The sequence below is a fragment of the Pedobacter faecalis genome, assembly GCF_030182585.1.
Lineage (GTDB): Bacteria > Bacteroidota > Bacteroidia > Sphingobacteriales > Sphingobacteriaceae > Pedobacter > Pedobacter faecalis.
Genome location: NZ_JARXOW010000001.1, coordinates 2,777,492 through 2,799,212 on the forward strand (window position 1 = coordinate 2,777,492; position 21,721 = coordinate 2,799,212).

General features: G+C 46.9%; 19 protein-coding genes. 12 read left to right on the forward strand and 7 right to left on the reverse strand.

What is annotated here, in order from left to right:
• Nucleotides 1-50 precede the first annotated feature (50 nt).
• A complete protein-coding gene (locus tag QEP07_RS12625) occupies nt 51-512 on the forward strand; it encodes a hypothetical protein (RefSeq protein ID WP_285010506.1) in 462 nt (153 codons plus the stop codon).
• A 32-nt stretch (nt 513-544) separates the two neighbouring features.
• Here the strand turns inward: QEP07_RS12625 and QEP07_RS12630 are convergent, their stop codons facing one another.
• Nucleotides 545-1,300, reverse strand: coding sequence for a cation:proton antiporter (locus tag QEP07_RS12630; RefSeq protein ID WP_285010508.1), 756 nt, complete (start codon nt 1,298-1,300; stop codon nt 545-547).
• Nucleotides 1,301-1,321: 21 nt separating this feature from the next.
• On the opposite strand from QEP07_RS12630, the gene QEP07_RS12635 reads away from it, so the two are divergent.
• From QEP07_RS12635 to QEP07_RS12650, 4 genes are all read left to right on the forward strand, one after another.
• The gene (locus QEP07_RS12635) at nt 1,322-2,182 is read left to right on the forward strand and encodes a pirin family protein (RefSeq protein ID WP_285010511.1); all 861 of its coding nucleotides are present in this window, start codon (nt 1,322-1,324) and stop codon (nt 2,180-2,182) included.
• A 56-nt stretch (nt 2,183-2,238) separates the two neighbouring features.
• The gene (locus QEP07_RS12640) at nt 2,239-2,871 is read left to right on the forward strand and encodes a class I SAM-dependent methyltransferase (RefSeq protein ID WP_285010514.1); all 633 of its coding nucleotides are present in this window, start codon (nt 2,239-2,241) and stop codon (nt 2,869-2,871) included.
• Between the two features lie 67 nt (nt 2,872-2,938).
• On the forward strand, nt 2,939-4,141 hold the full coding sequence (locus QEP07_RS12645) for an MFS transporter (RefSeq protein WP_285010516.1): 1,203 nt from the start codon (nt 2,939-2,941) through the stop codon (nt 4,139-4,141).
• A gap of 48 nt (nt 4,142-4,189) precedes the next feature.
• Nucleotides 4,190-5,122, forward strand: coding sequence for a DUF6438 domain-containing protein (locus QEP07_RS12650; RefSeq protein WP_285010519.1), 933 nt, complete (start codon nt 4,190-4,192; stop codon nt 5,120-5,122).
• A 26-nt stretch (nt 5,123-5,148) separates the two neighbouring features.
• On the opposite strand, the gene QEP07_RS12655 is transcribed toward QEP07_RS12650, so the two are convergent.
• Nucleotides 5,149-5,442 carry a hypothetical protein gene (locus QEP07_RS12655; RefSeq protein ID WP_256002009.1) on the reverse strand — a complete coding sequence of 98 codons (294 nt, stop codon included), beginning with the start codon at nt 5,440-5,442 and terminating at the stop codon, nt 5,149-5,151.
• 106 nt (nt 5,443-5,548) lie between these two features.
• Nucleotides 5,549-5,833 (reverse strand): hypothetical protein, encoded by a 285-nt coding sequence (locus tag QEP07_RS12660; protein ID WP_285010521.1) that lies wholly within the window; start codon nt 5,831-5,833, stop codon nt 5,549-5,551.
• 117 nt (nt 5,834-5,950) lie between these two features.
• Between QEP07_RS12660 and QEP07_RS12665 the strand changes: the two genes are divergently transcribed.
• Nucleotides 5,951-7,135 carry an ATP-binding protein gene (locus tag QEP07_RS12665; RefSeq protein WP_285010523.1) on the forward strand — a complete coding sequence of 395 codons (1,185 nt, stop codon included), beginning with the start codon at nt 5,951-5,953 and terminating at the stop codon, nt 7,133-7,135.
• A gap of 49 nt (nt 7,136-7,184) precedes the next feature.
• Here the strand turns inward: QEP07_RS12665 and QEP07_RS12670 are convergent, their stop codons facing one another.
• Complete coding sequence (locus QEP07_RS12670; protein WP_285010525.1) at nt 7,185-7,982, reverse strand: patatin-like phospholipase family protein; 798 nt, start codon at nt 7,980-7,982, stop codon at nt 7,185-7,187.
• A 208-nt stretch (nt 7,983-8,190) separates the two neighbouring features.
• Here QEP07_RS12670 and QEP07_RS12675 point away from each other — a divergent pair, with 208 nt between their 5' ends.
• From QEP07_RS12675 to porN, 6 genes are all read left to right on the forward strand, one after another.
• Nucleotides 8,191-9,189, forward strand: coding sequence for a DUF4271 domain-containing protein (locus QEP07_RS12675; protein ID WP_285010527.1), 999 nt, complete (start codon nt 8,191-8,193; stop codon nt 9,187-9,189).
• Nucleotides 9,190-9,205: 16 nt separating this feature from the next.
• Nucleotides 9,206-9,976, forward strand: coding sequence for a uroporphyrinogen-III synthase (locus QEP07_RS12680; protein WP_285010529.1), 771 nt, complete (start codon nt 9,206-9,208; stop codon nt 9,974-9,976).
• Nucleotides 9,977-10,078: 102 nt separating this feature from the next.
• Nucleotides 10,079-11,446 (forward strand): T9SS ring complex lipoprotein PorK/GldK, encoded by a 1,368-nt coding sequence (gene porK, locus QEP07_RS12685; RefSeq protein ID WP_256001998.1) that lies wholly within the window; start codon nt 10,079-10,081, stop codon nt 11,444-11,446.
• 41 nt (nt 11,447-11,487) lie between these two features.
• Nucleotides 11,488-12,294: a type IX secretion system motor protein PorL/GldL gene (gene porL / locus QEP07_RS12690; RefSeq protein ID WP_285010530.1), complete on the forward strand. Its 807-nt coding sequence runs from the start codon at nt 11,488-11,490 to the stop codon at nt 12,292-12,294.
• Between the two features lie 43 nt (nt 12,295-12,337).
• The gene (gene porM / locus QEP07_RS12695; protein ID WP_285010531.1) at nt 12,338-13,876 is read left to right on the forward strand and encodes a type IX secretion system motor protein PorM/GldM; all 1,539 of its coding nucleotides are present in this window, start codon (nt 12,338-12,340) and stop codon (nt 13,874-13,876) included.
• A 3-nt stretch (nt 13,877-13,879) separates the two neighbouring features.
• Complete coding sequence (gene porN, locus QEP07_RS12700) at nt 13,880-14,758, forward strand: type IX secretion system ring subunit PorN/GldN (RefSeq protein ID WP_285010533.1); 879 nt, start codon at nt 13,880-13,882, stop codon at nt 14,756-14,758.
• Nucleotides 14,759-14,792: 34 nt separating this feature from the next.
• Here the strand turns inward: porN and uvrC are convergent, their stop codons facing one another.
• From uvrC to porW, 3 genes are read right to left on the reverse strand one after another with little or no spacing between them, the layout of a single operon-like run.
• Nucleotides 14,793-16,604 (reverse strand): excinuclease ABC subunit UvrC, encoded by a 1,812-nt coding sequence (gene uvrC, locus QEP07_RS12705; protein ID WP_285010535.1) that lies wholly within the window; start codon nt 16,602-16,604, stop codon nt 14,793-14,795.
• An 11-nt stretch (nt 16,605-16,615) separates the two neighbouring features.
• Nucleotides 16,616-18,847 (reverse strand): transglycosylase domain-containing protein, encoded by a 2,232-nt coding sequence (locus QEP07_RS12710; RefSeq protein ID WP_256001992.1) that lies wholly within the window; start codon nt 18,845-18,847, stop codon nt 16,616-16,618.
• A 3-nt stretch (nt 18,848-18,850) separates the two neighbouring features.
• Nucleotides 18,851-21,625 (reverse strand): type IX secretion system periplasmic lipoprotein PorW/SprE, encoded by a 2,775-nt coding sequence (porW, locus tag QEP07_RS12715; RefSeq protein WP_285010536.1) that lies wholly within the window; start codon nt 21,623-21,625, stop codon nt 18,851-18,853.
• Nucleotides 21,626-21,721: the final 96 nt, after the last annotated feature.

The window sequence follows — 21,721 nt, forward strand, 5'->3', positions numbered from 1 at the left end:
CAGCATTCACGATATTCTCAATATCATCCTTTGGACAAGAGCAGACAAAGATGAAGGTAATTGATATTAAGAACATCGATCAGTGGCACTTGACTGGTGATGTATATCTGGTGGATCACAGCCTTAAAGACTTAGCCGGAACATACCGGAGCGAACAGGATGGAACTACACTAATTTTAAACCTGAAGGTTGACGACATTCGGGTTAATGCAGGCGAAAGGAAAATCAAAATTCAGGCTTTGATCGCCACATATCAGGTGTTTCGGGAAGGCACACTGATCGCAAGAAGCTCGAAGACTGAGAGGATGGTGGGACATCGATTATCTCATAAGCCGGAAACTCTTCAGTTTTATACTGATGATAAGCATGGTACAGCCACTGCAATAGATATGTTGATTAGAGATAAGACGACCCTCGTTATTGCTATGAGCAAAGATCAGGGTTGGATAAAACCTCCGCGCGAGCGGGAATTCCCATTTTCGCTTCCTGTAACTGTTATTAAAGTAAGGTAGTTTTTCAGATGCATATTCCTCGCCTTCATTCATCACGCCACACTATCCGAGATGCGCAGATCATTCAGGTCTATCAGGTGTTCTGCTTTCCGTATCGCTTCATCTGTAAATGTTTTTTCCTTTCTCATGTTAAACAGTTCCTTGCGCTGGTGATCGTGAATATCGGACATGATCTGCTGAAATTCTGCCGTTTCGGAGGCCCGGTTAGTGCATGCCTCACTTGAACTTAGGAACTGCTGATGCCCTTCCATATCGTGTTTCAGCTTTTCGATGTAAGCCCTTAGCAGGCTATTTCCACTTGCCGAAGCATAGTGTGTGTTTAAGTGTTCGAGTGCTACGGTATCGAGTCGGAGCCTGATCAGTGATTGCTGCTCATGCGGCGGTAGTACCAGGTCTATTTCCTGAATTTTGGTCAGCCTGATTACAAAAGGCAGGGTAAGTCTCTGAAAAACAAAGGTGATGAAAATAACCACGAAGGTGATAAAGATGATCAGGTCGCGGTGCGGAAAAGCACTCCCATCGTTCATGTACAGCGGAATAGATAGGGCTGTTGCCAGTGATACAACGCCGCACATGCCTGCCCAGCCAATGATAATCCGATGCCCAATCCGGCCAGTACCAAAAAAATCGGGTATGCGATGCGGAGCTTCTGGGCCAGCATGACCAGCAGCATCACGATAAACAGGAGTCCGAGTAAGAGAAATAGTTCTTCGTGCATGGTGCGACAAATATAAATTAAAAAGATATTGTCGTTCAGGTTTATAAGAAGTCTGAAATTTGGGTATCATTGACTATAGAGCGATCAAAATATGAAAAAGAAAAGCAGTTTTTCAACGCAGGGTCGTAGAGCCGACATTGGCGACCTGCAGATATACCGGATACTTGCCAACAGATATGCTGATGCGGTGGGTCCTTTCGTCTTTTTGGATCACATTGTTCCACAGGCCCAGACCAGGGTTAATGAGGAAGGAACCGGCGCACATCCACATCGGGGCATCGCTACGCTGACTTATATCCTCGACGGCGAGGATGAGCATTTCGATAGCGCCGGCAACTATGCCATGGTCCATTCGGGCGGTGTGCAATGGATGAATGCCGGTAATGGTATCATTCACGATGAAACGTTAAACTATGACTCCCAAACGGATGCCAAGCTGATCCATGCGTTTCAATTCTGGATTAACCTGCCTGCTAAAATAAAAGCCGAAAAGCCGGGTTATATGGCTATCGAAGGCGACCGGGTTCCGTTCAAGATGCTGGCGGATGGGAAGAGCTGGATTAAGGTGATCGCCGGTTCTTATGAAGAACTGGAATCGGCCATACCGAACTATTCGAAACAGTTTCTCTATCATGTCCGCCTGGCACCTGGTTCCGGCTTTACGATCGGGTTTCAAGAAAAAACGGAGGTCGCTGTTTATCTGCCCGTTTCTCCTGCAAGCATCAACGACGAGAAGTTCAACGCAGGTGATTTCATAGAATATGACCGGACTGCCGGAACGATTGAACTGCAAAACGACAATGAGGACGCTTGCGACTTCATCTTATTTGGCGGTGAACCGTACCTCGAGCCGATCTTCGCGGAGGGTCCGTTTGTGATGAATTCCAAACTGGAGATCGCTCATGCCTACCGGGATTATTACAATGGGGATTACGGGAAGATCAATTACTAGTATTATACTATATTTGCATAATGCAACAGTATTGCAAATAAGCAAAAGTAGTATAAATGACAGAATTTTGGGAAGCCAGTTTTAAGGATAAACAGGAAATGTGGGGCTGGGAGGCGGCAGACTCAGCGCTTTCGGCCGCAGCGCTATTTAACAAGAACGAATTAAGAAAGGTACTGATCCCTGGGTTTGGGTATGGTAGGAATGCGAAGGTATTCATGGATAGAGGGTTTGAGGTAACCGGTATTGAGATTTCCGAAACAGCCATCGGTATTGCTAAGCGCGAATTTGGCGACAGCGTAAGGATATGTCATGGATCGGTAAGTGCGATGCCTTTTGATGATGAGTTGTATGATGGGATATTTTGTTATGCCTTGCTTCATTTACTAAATAACGAGGATAGAATAAAGTTAATTTCCGACTGTTATGCGCAATTAAAACCCGGTGGCTACATGGTTTTCGTGTCGCTCTCCAAAGAAGATTTCAGGTACGGACAAGGCAGGGAAATTGGCAAAGATACTTTCGAAATGCAGTATGGCGTTCGTTTATTCTTTTACGATGCTGATTCCATAAGAGCGGAATTTGGTGATGCTGGACTGGTTGATGCAAAGGAGATCAGCGAGCCCGATAAGGCTACAGATGGAAGAGCTCAGCAGAGGTTTTGGTATATCGTGTGTGAAAAGCCTGTGTAAGGTCGCTTGCCATTTAATGCTCCGCGGCCCGCTTAATCTGCTATATTTGCGACCTTAATTTCAAACCATGTTCAGGCGACTGGCCTATACCTATAAATCCTCTTTTGGCGGACTAAGCCGGGAGACCTGGCTGTTGAGCATGGTAATGATGCTGAACAGGTTTGGTACGATGGCGGTTCCATTTATGGGCTTGTATATTACACAAAGCTTGAAGCGTTCTGAAGTCGAGGCAGGACTCATCATAACGTTGTTTGGCTGCGGGTCTATCCTCGGAACGATTGCGGGCGGTAGGCTGACCGATCTTGTGGGTTTCAGGCCGGTTCAGATATTCCCTTCGATCATCGCTGGTTGTATGTTTATCGTATTTCCGGCTGTTACAGATTTTCCGGCGCTTTGTGTGTTGACTGTAGTTATCAGTTTTTTTGCAGACGCTTTCCGGCCGGCCAACTTTACCGCAATTGCGAGTTATGCGAAGGCGGGTACTACCACGCGTTCGTATTCTTTAAACAGGCTGGCGACCAACATTGGCTGGTCTATCGGGATTAGTATTGCTGGGATAATTGCGTCTTTTAATTACAAAATGCTCTTTGTGGTGGAGGGAGGTGTATATATTCTTGTTGGCCTTTCCATATGGTTGTTTTTGCCGAAGACCCAGGTGAACCGAACTGATCGTGGCGGGGCGGTGAAAGAAGGCTCTGGTAAGAAACCCTGGCAGGATGTGTTCTACGTGAAGTTTATCCTGATGACTACGGCATTCGTGACCTGTGTGTTCATCATGTTCAGGGTGGTTCCGGTATTCTTTAAGGAGCAGTGGCAGCTAAGCGAGTCGGTGATTGGGGTTATCCTTGGACTGAACGGTTTGCTGATCGCTATTTTTGAGATGGTACTCATTAACAGGCTTGAGCATCGACGACCGTCTTTGTTTTATATTACCATGGGTATGGTGTTCTTTGCATTTGCCTATCTGCTGCTTAGTTTACCCGTGACTTTTTACCTGGCTTTGGCTTTACTTTCCATTACTGTCTTCACTTTTGGGGAGATGCTCGTGCTCCCTTTTATCAATACCATGGTGATAAGCCGCAGCACGCCGGAAAACCGGGGGTTGTACTCTGCCGGCTATACGCTGAGCTGGTCGGTAGCGCAGGTATCAGGTCCTTTTGCAGGTTTCTACATTGCGAAGCATGCCGGTTACTTCTGGTTATGGGTTGGGATATTCTTCGTGCTGCTCTTGTGTGCTTATGGGTATGGCAGGCTGAAGGTTAGGGATTGAGGGGTTTATGCATTTTCACTGTGTTTAGCATCATGACATAAAAAGATTATGCCGCAGTATAAAATATTTTTCTGTCTGTTCCTGTTGTTTGCTCAACTTGCTTTTGGCCAAACCCGAAATATCGACAGTATCAGTTCAGATGCTGATGTCGAAACGCTTATGCATTCGTTTGGTCGTTTCTATCAGAATTTTCAAATAAAAGCTATCGCTGAGTTTAAAGAGCAAATGGGTGATTCCGTTTCCTGTAAATGCGTTGCGGATTCATTAAACATCACGAAAGCGTATTATAAGGCAGACTTTGATAACAATGGTCTTACAGACATGCTGGTTACTGGTGGTTCAGGAGATGTGAGGATTTTTATCGTGATGAATTTGGGGAATGACTCTCTGAAATTGCATGGCATGCCGCGTCGTTCTTATGGGAAATGTGTATTCGCAAGGATAGTGAATGGCAATCAGATTGAATACTACGATTACAAATTCAGACAAGGCTTAATTATTGAGGGAAGCGGGACACTTACCAAGACGACTTTAGTTTACAAAAGCGGAGCTTTTATAGAACTCAATGAACATCCGAAGCGGTACAACATTGAGAAAATCGAATTCGATGAATCTTCCCCGTGGTTAAATCCTGTGTTCAAGCTTGTAATAACTAAAAAACGAAGAGCAACTTTTGATGCGAAGTACCATAATATCGGAAAACGGAGTTTGAAAATCGAAGATGGGGAATATATGGGGCAAATTGATAAGGGATCTTATAATGCGCTCATCAACTTGCTGAATTATATCGACTTTCCCATTCTGGAAGACAGTTATTGGGTGAACTGGACCGACGATCCAACTTCCACACTAAGAATTACCTATAACAATGGGCAGGTAAAAGAAATTGAAGATTATGGGATGGTCGGAACTTGTGGACTGCGTGAAGTCTACCGGCAAATAGGAGATTTGAGATTTAGCCAAAAATGGAGGAAACAGTAAGGAGTTTTTACGCAGCCGGCTCTCAACTACCTGCCTGATACGATTTTTAGTCCTTTGTTATTTGCGAAAATATCATCATATCCGGATACATCATTTATTTTTTTGATTTCTGCTGTTAGATCTTCCAGTTTAACTTCTACTGTTTCGAGACTTGCGCGTGACCTGCCTCTTATCGCTTTGATATCTTCAATAACGGTCTCGAAATTTTTATCCACTTTTTCAAAGCCACTCGCAACAGCGAAATTGATGTCTTTGATGTGCTTTAATAATGTTGAAACTGATTCTTCTAGAGCGGTTATTCTTTTTTCTACTTCTAACATCTTTCGGTTTGTTTTCGCAAATTTAATGCATTGTAATTAGAACACAAAATTTCGTTGTTAGAATTTAAATTAATCTTTTGTGTTTATTTCATGTCTACCGGTTACGTCAATATAAATTCATCCCTTTACCTTCCAGTGTCTCTTCCTCGGGCTCTTCGCCTGTTGACGTCGCCGGTTCGAATTCTACTTTCATGCTCGTAAACCGGAGGTTTCCGAAAATGCTGGCAAACGCCGTCTCAGCCGCATCCAAGCCTGTGGCGATTTTGACTATTTTGTTTAGGGCGACTAGTCGCGTGGCATCGGCAATGATCCACTGCCCACCTAAAAATACTTCAAAGCAGGCATGGAAATCGGGCGGGTGAAGCTGGAAGCACAGCAACAGATTCAGCAACAGCAATAGGGATTTTTTATAGATGAGGGAGGTAACCCACCACAAAAATTTGTTGTAATTACGAATTACTCAATATATTTAGTAATTTTACTCAGTACGCTGAGTAATTTGTAAAACATGTTTCAACGGCCTTATATTAACGAACTTACGTCAAGGATCAAAGAACCTAGAAAGCATATTCAGGTAGTAATGGGGCCTCGCCAGGTAGGTAAAACAACGTTAGTTACCCAACTTGCTAAAAATCTGGATATACCATCGATCTTTACTTCTGCCGATGCGGTTGCTGCATCAGATCATGTATGGCTTGCACAACAATGGGAAGTTGCCAGACAGCGAATGATAACTTCAGCGCAAACGGAGTTTCTATTGATAATTGACGAAATACAAAAGATACCTAACTGGAGCGAAACCGTTAAACTATTATGGGATAAGGATACACGCGAAGGCAGACCATTGAAAGTCATTTTACTCGGATCGTCCAGATTGTTGATTCAACAGGGATTAACGGAATCTTTGGCCGGTAGGTTTGAATCAACTTATATGTCACATTGGTCATATACTGAGATGAAGAATGCATTCAATTGGACGGTAGACCAGTTTATATGGTTTGGAGGTTATCCTGGATCTGCAAGTCTAATCTTTCAGGAAGAAAGATGGAAAAACTATATCAATCAATCTTTGATCGAAACCAGTATATCTAAAGATATTCTGATGCTCACAAGGGTAGACAAGCCGGCATTAATGAGGAGATTATTTGAACTTGGGTGTTTGTATTCCGGACAAATTCTTTCGTTTACCAAGATACTAGGTCAGTTGCAAGATGCCGGTAATACCGTTACCTTATCACACTATCTGGAATTATTAGACACAGCAGGTTTATTGGGAGGTATTGAGAAATACGCGGCAGACGTAATCCGAAAACGTTCATCAAGTCCCAAATTCCAGGTTCACAACAATGCTTTAATTAGCGCACAGAAAAATGAATCATTCGATGAAATCAGACAAGATCCGAAAGAATGGGGCAGAATGGTGGAATCGGCAATCGGTTCTCATCTGGTTAACAGTGCGCTTACTGAAGGCTTCAGTATATTTTACTGGAGGGAACGCAATGACGAGATTGATTTTGTGCTCGAACGCCGAGGCAAAGTAGTTGGATTAGAAGTAAAAAGTGGCAATGATCAGTCGAATACAGGTTTAAGTAAATTTCAGCAACAATTTAACCCCGATAAAATATTAATGATTGGTAATAGCGGACTGAGTGTTGAAGAATTTCTATCCTTTAATCCCGTTACTTTATTTTAACTGAAATATCGCATTATGCAACTTGTCAGACGGTGATCTCATCGATTAACTATTGCCTCTCTGCCCGCTCGCTCAGCATTTTACTGCTAAATTCATAAGCGTGATCGAATATCTTCTGAACGGCTCTTTTGTCGAACATGCTGAACCTGGTCATTTCGGGCGGGTCAATGAAGATATCGCACTGCGAAGACTTTTCGTATACGGGGTGACCAATGGCGAGGTGGATGACGCGGTCGAGCACCTTACGGCCAACAAGCTTTTCTGGTTTTTCGTGTGCAATGGAGTTAACGTGACTGCCAATGAGCATTGTACATTGGTTTTTGATGGGGGCGATGGGCAGATTGTCAAGTATTCCGCCGTCTACATATATCTTTTCGTTGATACGAACGGAAGGGAACAGGAAGGGTATGCTGGTGGATGCTAGCAGGGCCGTGTCGAGATTGCCTTTGCTTAAGTATACGGGCTTGCCTGACACTAGTTCTGTTACGCCTACGTACAAGGGGATTTTAAGTGACGCGAAGTCATTGTGAGGCATATGTGTCTTGAAGAGGGCAACCAGGAAGCCGGTATCAAATATGCCTGAAGTACGCAAGCGAAGGGCATAGGGTGAAAAGAAACTGGTTTTCAGCGCAATGGCCAGCATCTCGTCGGGTGTGTAGCCTGAACTATAAAAAGCGCCGATAACCGCTCCTGCACTGGTTCCCGAGAGTAGATCGGGTTTAATACCGTGTTCTTCCAGTGCCTTAAGTACGCCAATATGCGCGATGCCACGCAGGCCACCGCCCGACAGGGTAAGCCCGATGATCGGTTTCGGTTCGTCTTTTTTTCGTTTAAGCCAGGATATCATATTGTAAAAGAAGCAAAATATTTCAATAATAAAAACCTGTTTGCCAAAGGTCTGATGCGGGTTGCTGTCCACTTGCTGTTCGGCTGCTGACCAGATCTTAGCCAGACATTACGCACGCGGCACTGGGTAATCTCTGTTCGGCATCTCTCTGGCATGTATTTAGCATACCGTACCAATCCATGCGCTATATTTTACTAAGTTTGTGCACATGAAACTGCGGCAGGTTTTCTTGTTATTGCTGATGGTCTGCACTAGTTGCTTTACAAGTCTGTACGCACAGGAAAATCCGGAGGTGCCGGCCGACACTCCGGCTAATGCAGTTTTGGAGAGAGCCGAGCGTTATCAGCGATGGAAGGCTCAGCAGGCTGCTTTTTTGGAACGGCAGCGTTTTGTTACCGACTCTATCATGCGTCATACCTGGCTTTTTCCGGATTCTGCGCTTGATAGGTTTATTATTATAGATAGTATTCTGAAAGCAAATACTGTGGGGCGTTCTAACCTCATCAACCGCTACAAGGATTTCGACTCGAGGGCGGTGAGCAGGTACAGGCTGGGTAGGCCGGTTCCTAAAGGGCAGCTCTGGGTGCCTGCCGTGGTGTGTCTGCTGTTGATGCTGTTTGCTACGCTGAAGATCTCATTCGCTAAGCAACTGCAAACAATTGTTCAGTCTTTTTTTAGCAACCGGGTGCTGAACAACCTGCATAAGGAAGATAACCTGTTTACTTCCTGGCCCTTCTTGCTTTTGTTTGTGCAGTTTGGTTTTACGCTGGGTATGTTCTTTTACCTGGTGTCGCAGTTTTACCATGTGGGTTTTTCAGGTACAGGCTTCCAGTTTTATCTGACCATCTCGATATTTATCGTAGTGCTTTATTTGCTGAAGATCGTTGTGCTGCGGGTACTTGGGCACCTTTTCAGGGTGCAGAAGCCTGTAAGCGAATACATCACAGTGCTTTACCTGAGCTATTTTAACCTTTCGCTTCTGTTTATCCCATTGGTTATTGTCTTCTCGCTATCACCCTTAAAATACGGTCCGTACTTTATTGCCGTGTCATTTATTTTACTGGGCGTAATATTTGCGTTTCAGTTTCTGAGGGCCGGTCTGAACATATTATCTGGGTACCGGTTTTCAAAGTTCTATTTATTTTTGTATTTTTGTGCCCTCGAAATTTGCCCGATTTTAATACTGATCAAGGCAATAGGATTATAAGCTGTAATTTGTTAAAATGCAAGAAAAGACAGAAGATAGGTTGCGCAAAGTGAAGAGCATTCTGGTGACGTTGCCTAAACCCGAAACGGAAAAATCCCCTTATTTTGATTTGGCAAAGAAATACAATCTGAAGATTGATTTCAGATCATTTATTCACGTGGAGGGCGTTCCGGCGAAGGAGTTCCGGAAAGAGAAGATCACCCTGGGTGATTATAGTGCGGTTGTATTTACCAGCAGGAATGCAGTGGATCATTTCTTCAGAATCTGCGAGGAGATGCGTCATGATGTGCCGGCAGATTTGAAATACTTCTGTATTTCCGAATCGACGGCGTTATATCTACAGAAATACATCCAGTACCGTAAACGTAAGATTTTCTTCGGGAAGCAGACAGCTGCCGATCTTGCCGAGGTGTTGAAAAAGCATTCGGGAGAGAAATTTCTGTATCCCTGCTCCGACGTGGCGACGGAAGATACCATGAACTTTTTGCAGAAGAATGGTTATGATGTTACACCGGCGGTTTTGTTCAGGACCGTTGTGTCTGATCTTTCAGATCTGGCAGAGGTGTTTTATGATGTGATCGCTTTCTTCAGCCCTTCGAGCATCCAGTCGCTCTTTACCAATTTCCCGGAATTTAAGCAAAATAATACCAGGCTTGCCGCTTTTGGATCTAATACACACAAGGCTGTAGTAGATGCCGGGCTGATCGTAGACATCGCTGCGCCTGCCCCTGAAGCGCCCTCAATGATTATGGCTATCGAGAATTACATCAAAAAGTCTAACAAGTAAGTCGCTGTTGTTCATTTTGTTCAGCAGTATATTTTTCGGTTGAATAATTGCATTTTTCAATCATAATCGATAAAATTGCTATAAAATAGCGTCGACTATACTATGAGAAATATATACTTGCTGGGGTTTTTTATTGTGACCGGTTTACTTGCCAGTTGCGGACGCGGCGGACAGGGCGAACTCGTGGGGGTTTACAATAAAAAGTTCAGGAATAACCGTGTACCTTTAGGGATGGTTTACATACCTCCGGGGCGTACGCTGATCGGGATATCCGATGAGGACATCAATAACACGCAGAGCTCTCCGAGCCGGATGACTTCTTTCAGTGCTTTTTTCATGGATCAAACCGAGATCACTAATGCGGAATACAGGCAGTTTGTGAACTGGGTGCGGGACTCTATAGCAATTACTACACTGGGCCCGCAGAAGGCGCCAGATCTTTTTAAGCCGCAGGCTGTGGATGCAAATGGCGCGGCGATTCCGGGTGCTTCCCAGAATATAGACTGGCGGAAAGTGGGCAACGGCTCACGCTTGTGGAGCAACAAATCAGGTGGCTATGGCAGCCAGCTTGGCGATATGTATTACAGCGGTGCGGATGCGATTCCCGGAAGAAATGAAATAGACATCAGAAAGCTTCGTTACGCTTACAGCTATGTGAGTTCCGACCTTGCGGTTGAGGGGCGCAATGATCCGAACAAACGCAGACAGGACTTCATCGTCACCTACACTGATCTGCCTGATCCGAACAATCCGAACCATCATCCTTCTGTTCCGGTGTACCCGGATACCATGGTGTGGAGGGCAGATTATACCTACTCGCAGAACGATCCGATGGTGAAGACGTATTTCAATCACCCATCTTATGACGACTATCCGGTAGTGGGGGTAACCTGGGAACAGGCTTCAGCGTTCTGTGTATGGAGGACCCGCTTTTATGAATCGGTAGCCGTGGCAAGAAGACAGCCCTTGAACGCCCGTCCGGAATATCAGCTGCCTAGCGATGCGCAGTTTGAGTATGCTGCCAGAGGGGGTAATGTGAAAACTAAATATCCATGGGGTGGCCCGTATGTGCGGAATACCAAGGGCTGTATGCAGGCCAATTTTAAAGTGGGCAGGGGCAATTACTCTGACGACGGTGGTTTGTATACCGTTAACGTGAAGTCTTATTTCCCGAACGATTACGGCTTGTACAATATGGCAGGTAACGTAGCGGAGTGGACCATTACAGCATATAATCAGTCGGCCGCACCTATGCTGCTCGATTTTAACCCGAACTATACTTATTCTGCAAAGGCCGGCGACAGCAAATACATGAAACGTAAGGTTGTACGCGGTGGCTCCTGGAAAGACATCGGCTTCTTCCTGCAAAACGCTGTAGGTACTTACGAATATCAGGATCAGGCCAGATCGTACATCGGCTTCAGGTGTATCTCGGCTTATCCGGGCACTGATATTACTTATCGAAACTAAAAGATCTCGTTTTATACAAGGAAATCCTTATTCTAAAAATCATGGCTGCAAAGAAAAAATTTGATTGGTTACATGTGGCAATTTCATGGGGCGCCAGTGTGGTTATCCTGGGTGCTTTATTTAAGATTCTGCACATCGGTGGGAAGTTTGGCGATTATGCCATCGGTATCGGTTTAGGTGTGGAGGCATTGCTGTTTTTCCTGACCGGTTTTAGACAGCCCGAGCCTGAGCCTGCATGGGAACGGGTATATCCGGAACTGGGCGACGACTTTAGCGGTGAATTGCCTAAGGCAAGTGTCCGTCAGCCACAGACTGCCGGGTTCTCTTCTACTGCGGCGCTCGACAAGATGCTGAGCGATGCTAAGGTTGGCCCGGAACTTATTGAAAGCCTGGGTACGGGATTGCGTACGTTTAGCGACAAGGTGGCTGCGATCTCTAATGTGGCCGATGTTTCCATGGCTACTACCGAACTGACCGGCAAGATTAAAGGGGCTTCTTCAAGCTTTGATAACCTGAATCAGGCTTTTGCCAAGGCTACCTCACAACTGGTGGAGATGGGCGAAAGCGGCAGTGGTGCTGCAGCTTATCATGAGCAGGTGAATGCACTGGCTAAGAATCTTTCGGCACTTAACGCGGTTTATGAACTTGAACTTCAGGATTCCAGTGCGCATCTGAAGTCGATGAACAAGTTCTATCAGAATTTGTCGCTCACCATGAATAATTTCAATGAGTCGATGGAAGACTCTAAACAGTTCAAGGAAGAGGTGGGCAAGCTTGCGAAAAATCTGGCTTCGCTGAACGCGGTATATGGCAATATGCTTTCTGCCATGAATCAGACAAGGGTGTAATACCGCAGATATTGATTAATTAAACCGACTCAGATTAATTAGCATGGCAGGAGCAAAAGAGACGACGCGTCAGAAGATGATCAATATCATGTATTTGGTATTGTTAGCGATGCTCGCGTTGAACGTATCCGATACGATATTAAATGCCTTTAAGAATATTAATGATAGTCTGGTGAGTTCAAAATCGAACGTAGACACCAGCATCGACCAACTGTTTGCTTCCTTCCAGAACACGAAACTGAAAGATGAGCCTGCAAGGGCACAGCCTATCTGGGCCAAGGCCAACCAGGCCAAGGCCTATGCCGACGAACTTCACAATTATGTGCAGAGACTTAAAGACCAGTTCAGGACAGAGGGTAACGGCATAGATGAGGAAACAGGCGACCTTACGGAACGGGCTAACCTGGATATTGCCCAGAACATCATGATCAACAAGGGTGAGGGTGCGAAATTGAAGCAGAAGATTAATGAGACCCGTCAGAAGTTAATTGCGTTACTCGACGATAAGGATCAGGCTGGGGTAACCTTTACACTGGAGGCTACTGATGCTGAAAAGCGGGTGAACGGTAAGAAGAAATGGGAGGATATTAATTTCGGGGAAGGTACACCGCTCACGGCGGCAAATACTATACTGAGCAAGATCCAGTCTGACGTGCGTAACGCAGAGGCAGAGGTGGTTAAAAAGTTGTTTGGTAACATGGACAAGGCCCTGGTAAATCTTGATCAGTTTTCGGCAGTTGCTGTGGCACCTTCTTCTTATGTGGTGCAGGGTCAGCCTTATACAGCCGAAGTTTTCCTTACGGCAAGCGACTCGCGCTCTAACCCTGAAATTACCGTAGGGGGCAACCGCCTCTCGGTACGGGACGGAAAAGGAACGTATACCGGCAGCACCAATAGCGTAGGGGTCTTTAAATGGCGCGGGACTATTAAAGTGCGCCAGACGGATGGTCAGATCAAAGAATATTATACACCGGAGCAGACTTACCAGGTGGCGAAGCCTTCCGCTACGGTTTCTCCTGATAAAATGAACGTGATCTATGCGGGTATCCCTAATCCCTTTTCGGTTTCGGCAGCCGGCTTTCCGCTCGAAAGCGTGCGCGCCACCATGGATGGCGGATCCATATCGGGCAGCAATGGTAAGTACATGGTGAATGTTGGGGGCGGACAGGTTGGTAAGACCTTGACCATCAACGTGTCGGCCAGCAACGGTGGTAAAACACTCAACCTGGGTTCGCAACAATTCAGGGTAAAGGCTTTGCCAACGCCGCGACCTTATATTAAAGGTAAATCGGGCGGTAATGTGGGGCTCGAATGGATGGAAAGTGCTACGGCTATAGAAACGCAGCTGGAAGATTTCGTGTTCGACGTGAACTTCAGGGTACTCCGCTTTTCGGTAACTTTTATTAATCCGAAGTCGGACGCCGTAACCATACAGAACAGTGGGGCTTCGTTCAGCAGCCAGGTTCGCGGGGCCTTAAATTCACTGCGTTCCGGGGCAACAATTATATTTAAGGACATCGTTTGCGAGGGGCCTGATGGTAGGCAGAAGGTGCTCGACGGCATTACATTTACAGCTAAGTAGTATATGAAAAGTATTTTAGGAGTCATCGTAGCGTTGTGCCTGGCCGTACCGGCCTTAGCACAGGTTAACCCGCCTGCGCGTGTCGACTCAGTAAAGAAGACGCGGATCAAAACCCCGCCTAAGGATGGTTTTGCTGTTCGGCGGGAAATTGACAGCAACGTCATGGTGCCTTACCCGGATGTGCGGGAAGAGGATGTGTATTATTCCAAGAGGATCTGGCGCGAACTCGATCTTCGTGACACGATCAATTCGGTACTCAACGCAGAGAGCTCCAAACTGATCGATGTGCTTCTGGAGGCCATACGCAACGAGGAACTTACCGTGTATTCCAATAAGGATACAACTGCGGGCCGCTTGCTTGACGATAACGACTCATTTAAGATTGCGCTGACCGCCCAGGAGGCGCTTCAGAGTGCACAAGGTACCGTTGAGGGTGAGGCCGATCCGGAGACAGGTAAGATTGCGGAACCTACACTCAGACGGCTGAGATCTGAGGAGTTTATGAAGTACCGTATCAAGGAGGACTGGATTCTTGATTCCAAGCGTTCGGTATTTGAGCCGCGCATTGTCGGTATTGCTCCGATGAAAATGGTGGAAGGAAACTGGCAGCCCGTGTTTTGGGTGTATTATGATGATGCCCGTCAGTTGCTGAGTACTAAAAAGCTTGTAAACCCTGCGAACGACGCCTCGACGTTAAGTTTCGACGACTTCTTCGTACGTCGCTTGTTTTCGAGTTATGTTGTAAAAGAAACGAATCCTTCCAATAAAGATATCAATGAGATGCTGGGCATTACAGATCCTAAGGATCCGCGTAAGCTTTATGAATCGGAGCGGATCAAGAAATCAATCATGGACTTTGAGCAGAGTCTTTGGGAATATTAACCAGATATATTAAATATGAGCAGACCCCTGCAGCCTAGGCTTCGGGGGTTTCTTGTTTAAAATAGTTGAGCAGAGTCTGCACCTGCGATTTGTTCAATACGGCACTTAACTCCGCCTCGGATGCATTTTTAATGCGTTTTACTGACTTGAAATGCCGGAGCAGCTTGTCGGCCGTGGTCTTGCCTATACCACCGATCTGTTCGAGCTCGGTTTTCAGTGTGCCCTGGTCGCGTTTTTTGCGATGGAAGGTAATGCCGAAACGGTGTGCCTCATCACGCAGCTGCTGGATCACTTTCAGGGTCTCCGATTTCTTGTCGAGATAGAGCGGATAGCTGTCGCCCGGATAAAACAGCTCTTCAAGTCGCTTGGCAATACCGATCACGGTTACTTTCCGGTCGATCTCCAGTTTCTTTAAGCTGGTCATGGCCGAGGAGAGCTGCCCCTTGCCACCGTCGATAATAATCAGTTGAGGTAAAGACTCGCCTTCGTCGAGCATACGTCTGTAACGCCTGTACACCGCTTCTTCCATTGTGGCGAAATCGTTTGGCCCCTCCACTGTCTTCACATTGAAATGCCGGTAATCCTTTTTTGAGGGCTTGGCATCTTTAAACACCACAATGGCCGATACCGGATACTTGCCCTGGAAGTTGGAGTTGTCGAAACACTCGATATGCCGGGGCAGCTGGGTCAGTCGGAGGTCTTTCTGCATCTGGGAAAGGATGCGATCGGTCCGAAGATCCGGATTCAGCTTCTCGTATTGGTTCAGTTTTTCCTTCTTAAAAAAGAGCACGTTCTTCTCCGACAGTTCCAGAAGCTTTTTCTTTTCGCCCAGTTTAGGTACGGTAAACTTCAAGCCTTCGTCCATAAGCGTAATTTCGAATGGTACGATGATCTCTTTTGAGGTGCTGTGAAACTTGTTCCGGAACTCTGTGATGGCCAGGGTAAGCAATTCCTCGTCCGTTTCATCGAGCCGCTTTTTGATCTCAATGGTCTGCGTTTGTATAATGCTGCCGTTCATGACTTTCAGATAGTTCACAAAGGCATAACGTTCGTCGGACGCGATGCTGACCACATCAATATTGGTGATGGCGCTGTTGACCACCGTTGATTTGCTCTGGTATTTTTCCAACACCTGCAGTTTCCGTGCATACTGATGGGCCTGCTCAAAATTGAGTTGCTCGGATGCGGTTTTGATCACCTGTTTTACATCGCGGATTACGTTACCGATCTTGCCATTAAGAATATCTTTGATCTCAGAGATGTTCTGCTCGTAGTCGTCGGCCGACTGATATGCCTGGCAGGGCCCCTTGCAGTTGCCGATCTGGTATTCGAGGCATACTTTGAATTTACCCTCGGCAATATTTTCCTGACTGAGCGGCAGATTGCAGGTGCGAAGGGGATAAGTTTCCTTGATCAGATCAAGAATGGTGTGCATCATGCCTACAGAGGCATACGGGCCAAAATAGGTAGAGCCATCCTTCACCATTTTACGTGTCCAGTACAGTCGGGGGAAAGGCTCTTTCTTGATGATGATCCATGGATAGGTCTTATCATCCTTGAGCATGATGTTATAACGGGGCTGATGTTTTTTGATCAGGCTGTTTTCCAATAGCCAGGCGTCAATTTCCGTGTCTACAATCGTAAAGGTAATGTTGCGGATTCGAGACACAAGTACGCGTGTCTTACCGTTCATCTGGGTGTCTTTGTTGAAATAGGAACCCACACGGTTGCGGAGGTCCTTCGCCTTACCAATATAAATAAGGGTACCTTCTGCATCCCAGAACTGGTAGACCCCGGGCCGGTGCGGAATATCGGCTAATGCATTTTTGTAATCGAAAGCACCCATAGTCGGAACGGCTAGAAACCGAGTTTCTCGTCGAGTTCAGTGGTTTCCTCGGCCTGTTGCTGCTGCTGATACTGCGCACAGTCGTACACAATAGATACGCCGTTAACAGGCGGCTCGAAATCGGCCTGCTGAATCTTAAGCTTCGGATTGGCATATACCCGCTTCATGAAGCCGGCAAATATAGGCAGCGCTGTCGTGGCCCCGTCCCCCTGTGCTGTACTCGTAAAATGGAATGCGCGGTCTTCACAGCCTGTCCACACCCCGGCTACGAGTTGCGGACTGATGCCGATAAACCAGCCATCTGAGTTGTTCTGTGTGGTGCCGGTCTTACCGCCTATTGGCGCTTTTACGCCATAGCGACCGGCTAACCGCCAGCCCGTACCATGTGTTACCACACCACGCAGCATGCGGGTCATTACGTAAGCCACCTCTTCATTGAGTGCAGGTACAGGTATAGGTTTTTCGCTATGCAGCACCACGCCGTTCTTATCTTCTATGCGGAGGATGTAGGTGGGTTTAGTCCACACCCCCTTATTGGCAAACACGCTGTATGCGCCCACCATATCGTACACCGAGGCATCAAACGATCCCAGCGCTATGGAAGGGTAGGGAGGTACTTCGGTAGTAACGCCCATTTTCTTGATCAGTGTAGCCACCGCAGTAGGACCCACCTGTTTCATGACATAGGCTGCGATATAGTTCTGCGAAAGGGCCAGGCCCTTCTGCAGGGTAAGATATCCGGGTACAGTCCCGCTGGAACGCGGTGTCCATGGCTCGCTGCCCGGCACTTCTATCGTTACCGGCTCATTCGGTACACTGAAGCAAGGGGAATAGCCATTTTCAATAGCTACGGTATAGGTAAATGGCTTGGCGGTAGAGCCGACCTGGCGGGTACCCATCTTGACCTGGTCGTACTTGAAGTGTTCGTAGTTGATGCCACCCACCCAGGCTTTTACATAGCCGGTTTGCGGATCCATGGCCATCATGGCGTTCCGAAGCAGCATCTTGTAATATTTTACGGAGTCGATAGGCTTCATCAGGGTATCGATATTGCCTTTCCAGGTAAAGATGGTAAGCTGCGTGGGTGTGTTGAAGTCGGCCATGATCTCCTCCTCCGATTTACCTTCTAACTGAAGCGCTTTGTACCTGTCTGAACGCTTAATGCCCTGGCGGATTTGTAAATCTTTCCCTTTAAAAGGGTTGCGGCCTTTCCAGCTCTTTAAGAAGGAGGCCTGAAGTACTTTCATATATTCTTTCTGAGCTTCCTCAGCATAAACCTGCATGTCGTAATTAAGCGTGGTGACGATCCGAAGTCCGTCGCGATCAAGGTCGTAAGGTGTGCCGTCTGGCTTGGTGATCGACCTTTCTTCAAAGATCCGCTTGATATCTGCTTTAAGAACAGCGCGGAAGTATGGGGCTATGCCTTCATTGACCGTTGCTGCATTAAACCTTAAGCCGAGCGGCTTTTCCTTTTCGGTCTCATATTGCTGTGCGGTGAGCAGTTCTGCCTTCACCATGAGTTCCATAATCAGGTTGCGGCGTGCAAGGGAGCGCTCGGGGTTACGCGTAGGCGAATATCTCGTAATGCCCTTAAGTATCCCGATCAGGGTGGCCGCCTGTGGTACGGTGAGTTTATCGGGTGTGGTGTTGAAATATACGCGGGCGGCCGATTTAATGCCGTAGGCCTGGTTGCCGAAGTCGACCGTGTTCAGGTACATCACAATGATTTCCTCCTTGGTGTAGTTTCGCTCCAGTTTTACGGCAATGACCCATTCCTTGAACTTTTGCATGGCGCGTTTAAAGATGTTCTGCTGGCGACCTTCTTCTGAGAACAAGTTTAAGGCAAGCTGCTGCGTAATGGTACTTCCGCCCTGCTTTTTTCCAACCAGGTTGTACAGGATGATGGTGAAGGTCCGGCGAAAATCGATTCCTGAGTGATCACGGAATCGGATGTCTTCTGTAGCGATCAGGGCATTGATAACGTTTGGCGATATTTCGCTGTAAGTGACGTTGGAACGGTTCTGAACGAAATAAGTGCCAAGCACCCGCCCGTCGTCGGTGACGATTTCTGAGGCCTGGTTGCTTTTTGGGTGCTCGATATCCCTGAATGAAGGAAGTTCGCCGAAAAGTCCGAAACCGATCGAAATGATGAAAAGCGCAAAAAGTACCATTCCGCCAATCAGTATCTTCCAGAGTGTTATGTTGTATTTCCTGATTTCTTCCTTAGAAAGAGGTTTATTCATCGCTTAATAATTCTTTTTATAAAATTCTACGTATTGGTCGAGCAGCCTTCGGGTAGTGATCAGATCAAAGTTTTCTTTGCTGACGATAAAACTGCTGTAAAGATTTGCTGGCACCTTCATGATCTGTCTCAGTTGCGGCACTATACCTGAGGCATAGACCTTAGCTTCCTCAAAAGTACTAAAGTTCCCGACGTATACGAGCTGATCATTGTCAAATTCCTTTAACTGATGCCGCAGGCTGGCTTCTGCGTAGTTGCCGCGGTTAAACTGACCGATGCCGAACCGGGATGAGCTTAATGTCAATGAGGCATCTTGAACGTGTACCACAAAGTAATAGGTGGCTGAAGGCTTATCTGTAAAGGTACCATCGGTTTTTACAGCAACAACGGGCACAGCGGCGGGTTGTGCGGGGGCGACCGGCGCGGGGACTGGCTGGACTGGCTTAGTCGTTTGCACGGCGTTTTGGGGTGTCTGCACCTTTGCGGCCGGCGGGTTGGCCGGCGCCGGGTGTTGTGCTATCCTGGCTTCCTGAAAAGGCGGCTCGTTCGGATCAAAATCGACCAGCGCAACCTTGCGTGCACGGAAGGCCTGGAGATGATTGTTAATATAGTTTACATGCTCCTGCACCAGCGGGGTGATGAGTTTATCGTCGGGATAGCTGCGTACGATATTGTTGAATGCCTTTAGCAGACTGTCCACATGGTTTGTCCGGCCGATGGCAATGGCTTTTAAATAGGCGAACTGGGAGGAAAACAAGTTAGCCGGCTGCACTTCCATCTGCCTTGCCATGGAAATTACTTCTGGGTAATTTTTCTGTTCGTACTGTTCAAAAACTTCGTTGTAGCGTCTGGCGGAGGCTGCTTCCAGCTCGGTCTGTCGGGCAGCGTACGCGGGATCGAGCAAGGTCTTGGCATAAGACGAGCCGGCGTGGTCGTTGAGCAGCTTATTCCGGTAAAGATTAGCCTTGTCCGGGTCTGAGTCGCGATGAGCCAGAAACAGACTGTAGAAAACAGCAGGAAGGTAATCGTTTGCCGGGTAGCGTTTGAGTAAAGTTTCAAATACCTCGGCAGCCTCAGCCTGGTCCCTCAATTCCTGAAGGTAGAAGTTTCCAATCTCGTAGTAGGCATCAATGATCCGTTTATCAGATCCCGCCATCAGTTCTGGAGTTACAGGCAGTCGCGCACTATAGGTTTTGATAAGTGCCGCAGTATCAGTGGTGTTCTGAACACCTGCATGCTTGTCGGGAGAGTCAGGCAGCAGATTTGTGTTGGACAGAGCGTTCTGTGTATTCTGCTGCGCCGAATTCCGGACGCTTTGCCGCCAGTTGTCTTCGCGCTTCCGGTTTCCCCATTTTTTTTTAAAATCATTAAAACCGATGCTGATGGCCGTGGTATTGTTGAAGTAAAAGCCGCTTTGTACGGTGTTTGTTGTTACGGAGGCCGGGGCTCCAACAGATGCTGGCGCTACAGCGTTATCTGCTGCCGCAGTTGTCGCAGCAGGTTTGACTAAAGCTTCAATAAGCGCGGCGCGTTCGTTCTCCGGCCGTCGAGCTATTGCCTGCAGGGCGTCTTCGAGCGCGATCTGTTCATAGCGCGTGGTGAGGTAGCCGAGGTTCTGCGCTTTTTTACGTACAAGTTCATAATCGGGGTATGAATCGGGTAATGCATACACCGTACTGTCGTAATAGGCCTTGGCGCGGACATAGTCTTTTTGTTGTTTAAAATATATATCGGCCATGCGCATATAGGCCAAGCCCTTTTGGCTTTGGCTGGCCGTTGGTGTACGCAGAGCCAATGTGTATTGCGCTAAAGCTTCTTCCCACATCTGTTCGTCTGCATAATTTTCCCCGATCTGATAATAGACCTGATCGTGATAATCCACGTTTTTATCGTCCCGGAGCATGCGGCTTAGCGCGGTTCTGATGTCTGTCTCTAAGGCGTCCGAGGATTGCTGCAGGCGGATCTGCCCGAGGCCGGCCTGGAAATACATTTCATATGGAGCATTGCTCCGCTGGATTTTCCTGTAGGCGGATGCCGCATCTGCATATCGTTTCTGCCGCTCATACAATTGCCCGAGAATAAAAATCCATCTGATCTTGTTCAGGCTTCCGGCGCCGTTCTGAAGTGCCTGGGCAAGATATTCTGTCGCACAGCTGTCGTCTTTAAGATAAATACACATTTGGGCAAGCGTTGCGTAGGTTTCGGCAAGCTTTTCGCTTTTCTTGGATCCGGGGATGATCTGCATGAGGGTGTCTAGCACCTTACCAGCTTCACTGAGCCGCCTCAGTTGCATCAGGCTCCTCGCTTTCCAATTGAGCGCTTCCAGCACAAGATCCTTGTTTTTGGAATATGTACGGGCCACGTAATCAAAATATTCTGTCGAGTTAAAATAATTGCTGTTGTAAAAGCTGGCTTTGCCAAGCAGGAGATACGCGTCATCAATGTAATTGCTTGCGGTTCTTTCAAAAATAATGAACTCCGCCTTTTTTATGATGTCATTCATCGGCTTCAGTCCAGCCGTAAACCCTGCGTCTGCGGCATCGCCTTCAGGCCCTATATATACGGGCAGAATGCTGTTGTAATTGTCTGGGTAGTTCTGTGCGAGTTCTGCCTGGTGTACACTTAGGATCTGTCTGGCATTGTAAATATAGTTGTAGCGGGCGGTAAGGTTCTGCATGCCGCGGCTTGTGGCTGTGTCACGATGTGAGCCGCAGGAGTAAAATATGGAAACCAGCGCAGCAAGAATGATGTTTAATTTGTGGATCGCGTAGTGTTTCAAGAATATGTATTATGTTGGCTCATTAAAATATATACAAAAGTATCTTAATTTGGCAGCATTTTCATGGATAAAAGGGATTTATTTAAGGGCTTATCG

What these genes read in the sequence shown, in the direction of transcription:
- QEP07_RS12630 (WP_285010508.1), bottom strand. Translation starts at nt 1,300, where the DNA reads ATGATACCCAAATTTCAGACTTCTTATAAACCTGAACGACAATATCTT.
- QEP07_RS12635 (WP_285010511.1), top strand. Translation starts at nt 1,322, where the DNA reads ATGAAAAAGAAAAGCAGTTTTTCAACGCAGGGTCGTAGAGCCGACATT.
- uvrC (WP_285010535.1), bottom strand. Translation starts at nt 16,604, where the DNA reads ATGGGTGCTTTCGATTACAAAAATGCATTAGCCGATATTCCGCACCGG.
- porK (WP_256001998.1), top strand. Translation starts at nt 10,079, where the DNA reads ATGAGAAATATATACTTGCTGGGGTTTTTTATTGTGACCGGTTTACTT.
- porL (WP_285010530.1), top strand. Translation starts at nt 11,488, where the DNA reads ATGGCTGCAAAGAAAAAATTTGATTGGTTACATGTGGCAATTTCATGG.
- QEP07_RS12640 (WP_285010514.1), top strand. Translation starts at nt 2,239, where the DNA reads ATGACAGAATTTTGGGAAGCCAGTTTTAAGGATAAACAGGAAATGTGG.
- QEP07_RS12670 (WP_285010525.1), bottom strand. Translation starts at nt 7,982, where the DNA reads ATGATATCCTGGCTTAAACGAAAAAAAGACGAACCGAAACCGATCATC.
- QEP07_RS12710 (WP_256001992.1), bottom strand. Translation starts at nt 18,847, where the DNA reads ATGAATAAACCTCTTTCTAAGGAAGAAATCAGGAAATACAACATAACA.
- porM (WP_285010531.1), top strand. Translation starts at nt 12,338, where the DNA reads ATGGCAGGAGCAAAAGAGACGACGCGTCAGAAGATGATCAATATCATG.
- QEP07_RS12650 (WP_285010519.1), top strand. Translation starts at nt 4,190, where the DNA reads ATGCCGCAGTATAAAATATTTTTCTGTCTGTTCCTGTTGTTTGCTCAA.
- QEP07_RS12625 (WP_285010506.1), top strand. Translation starts at nt 51, where the DNA reads ATGAAGGTAATTGATATTAAGAACATCGATCAGTGGCACTTGACTGGT.
- QEP07_RS12655 (WP_256002009.1), bottom strand. Translation starts at nt 5,442, where the DNA reads ATGTTAGAAGTAGAAAAAAGAATAACCGCTCTAGAAGAATCAGTTTCA.
- QEP07_RS12665 (WP_285010523.1), top strand. Translation starts at nt 5,951, where the DNA reads ATGTTTCAACGGCCTTATATTAACGAACTTACGTCAAGGATCAAAGAA.
- QEP07_RS12680 (WP_285010529.1), top strand. Translation starts at nt 9,206, where the DNA reads ATGCAAGAAAAGACAGAAGATAGGTTGCGCAAAGTGAAGAGCATTCTG.
- porN (WP_285010533.1), top strand. Translation starts at nt 13,880, where the DNA reads ATGAAAAGTATTTTAGGAGTCATCGTAGCGTTGTGCCTGGCCGTACCG.
- QEP07_RS12675 (WP_285010527.1), top strand. Translation starts at nt 8,191, where the DNA reads ATGAAACTGCGGCAGGTTTTCTTGTTATTGCTGATGGTCTGCACTAGT.
- QEP07_RS12645 (WP_285010516.1), top strand. Translation starts at nt 2,939, where the DNA reads ATGTTCAGGCGACTGGCCTATACCTATAAATCCTCTTTTGGCGGACTA.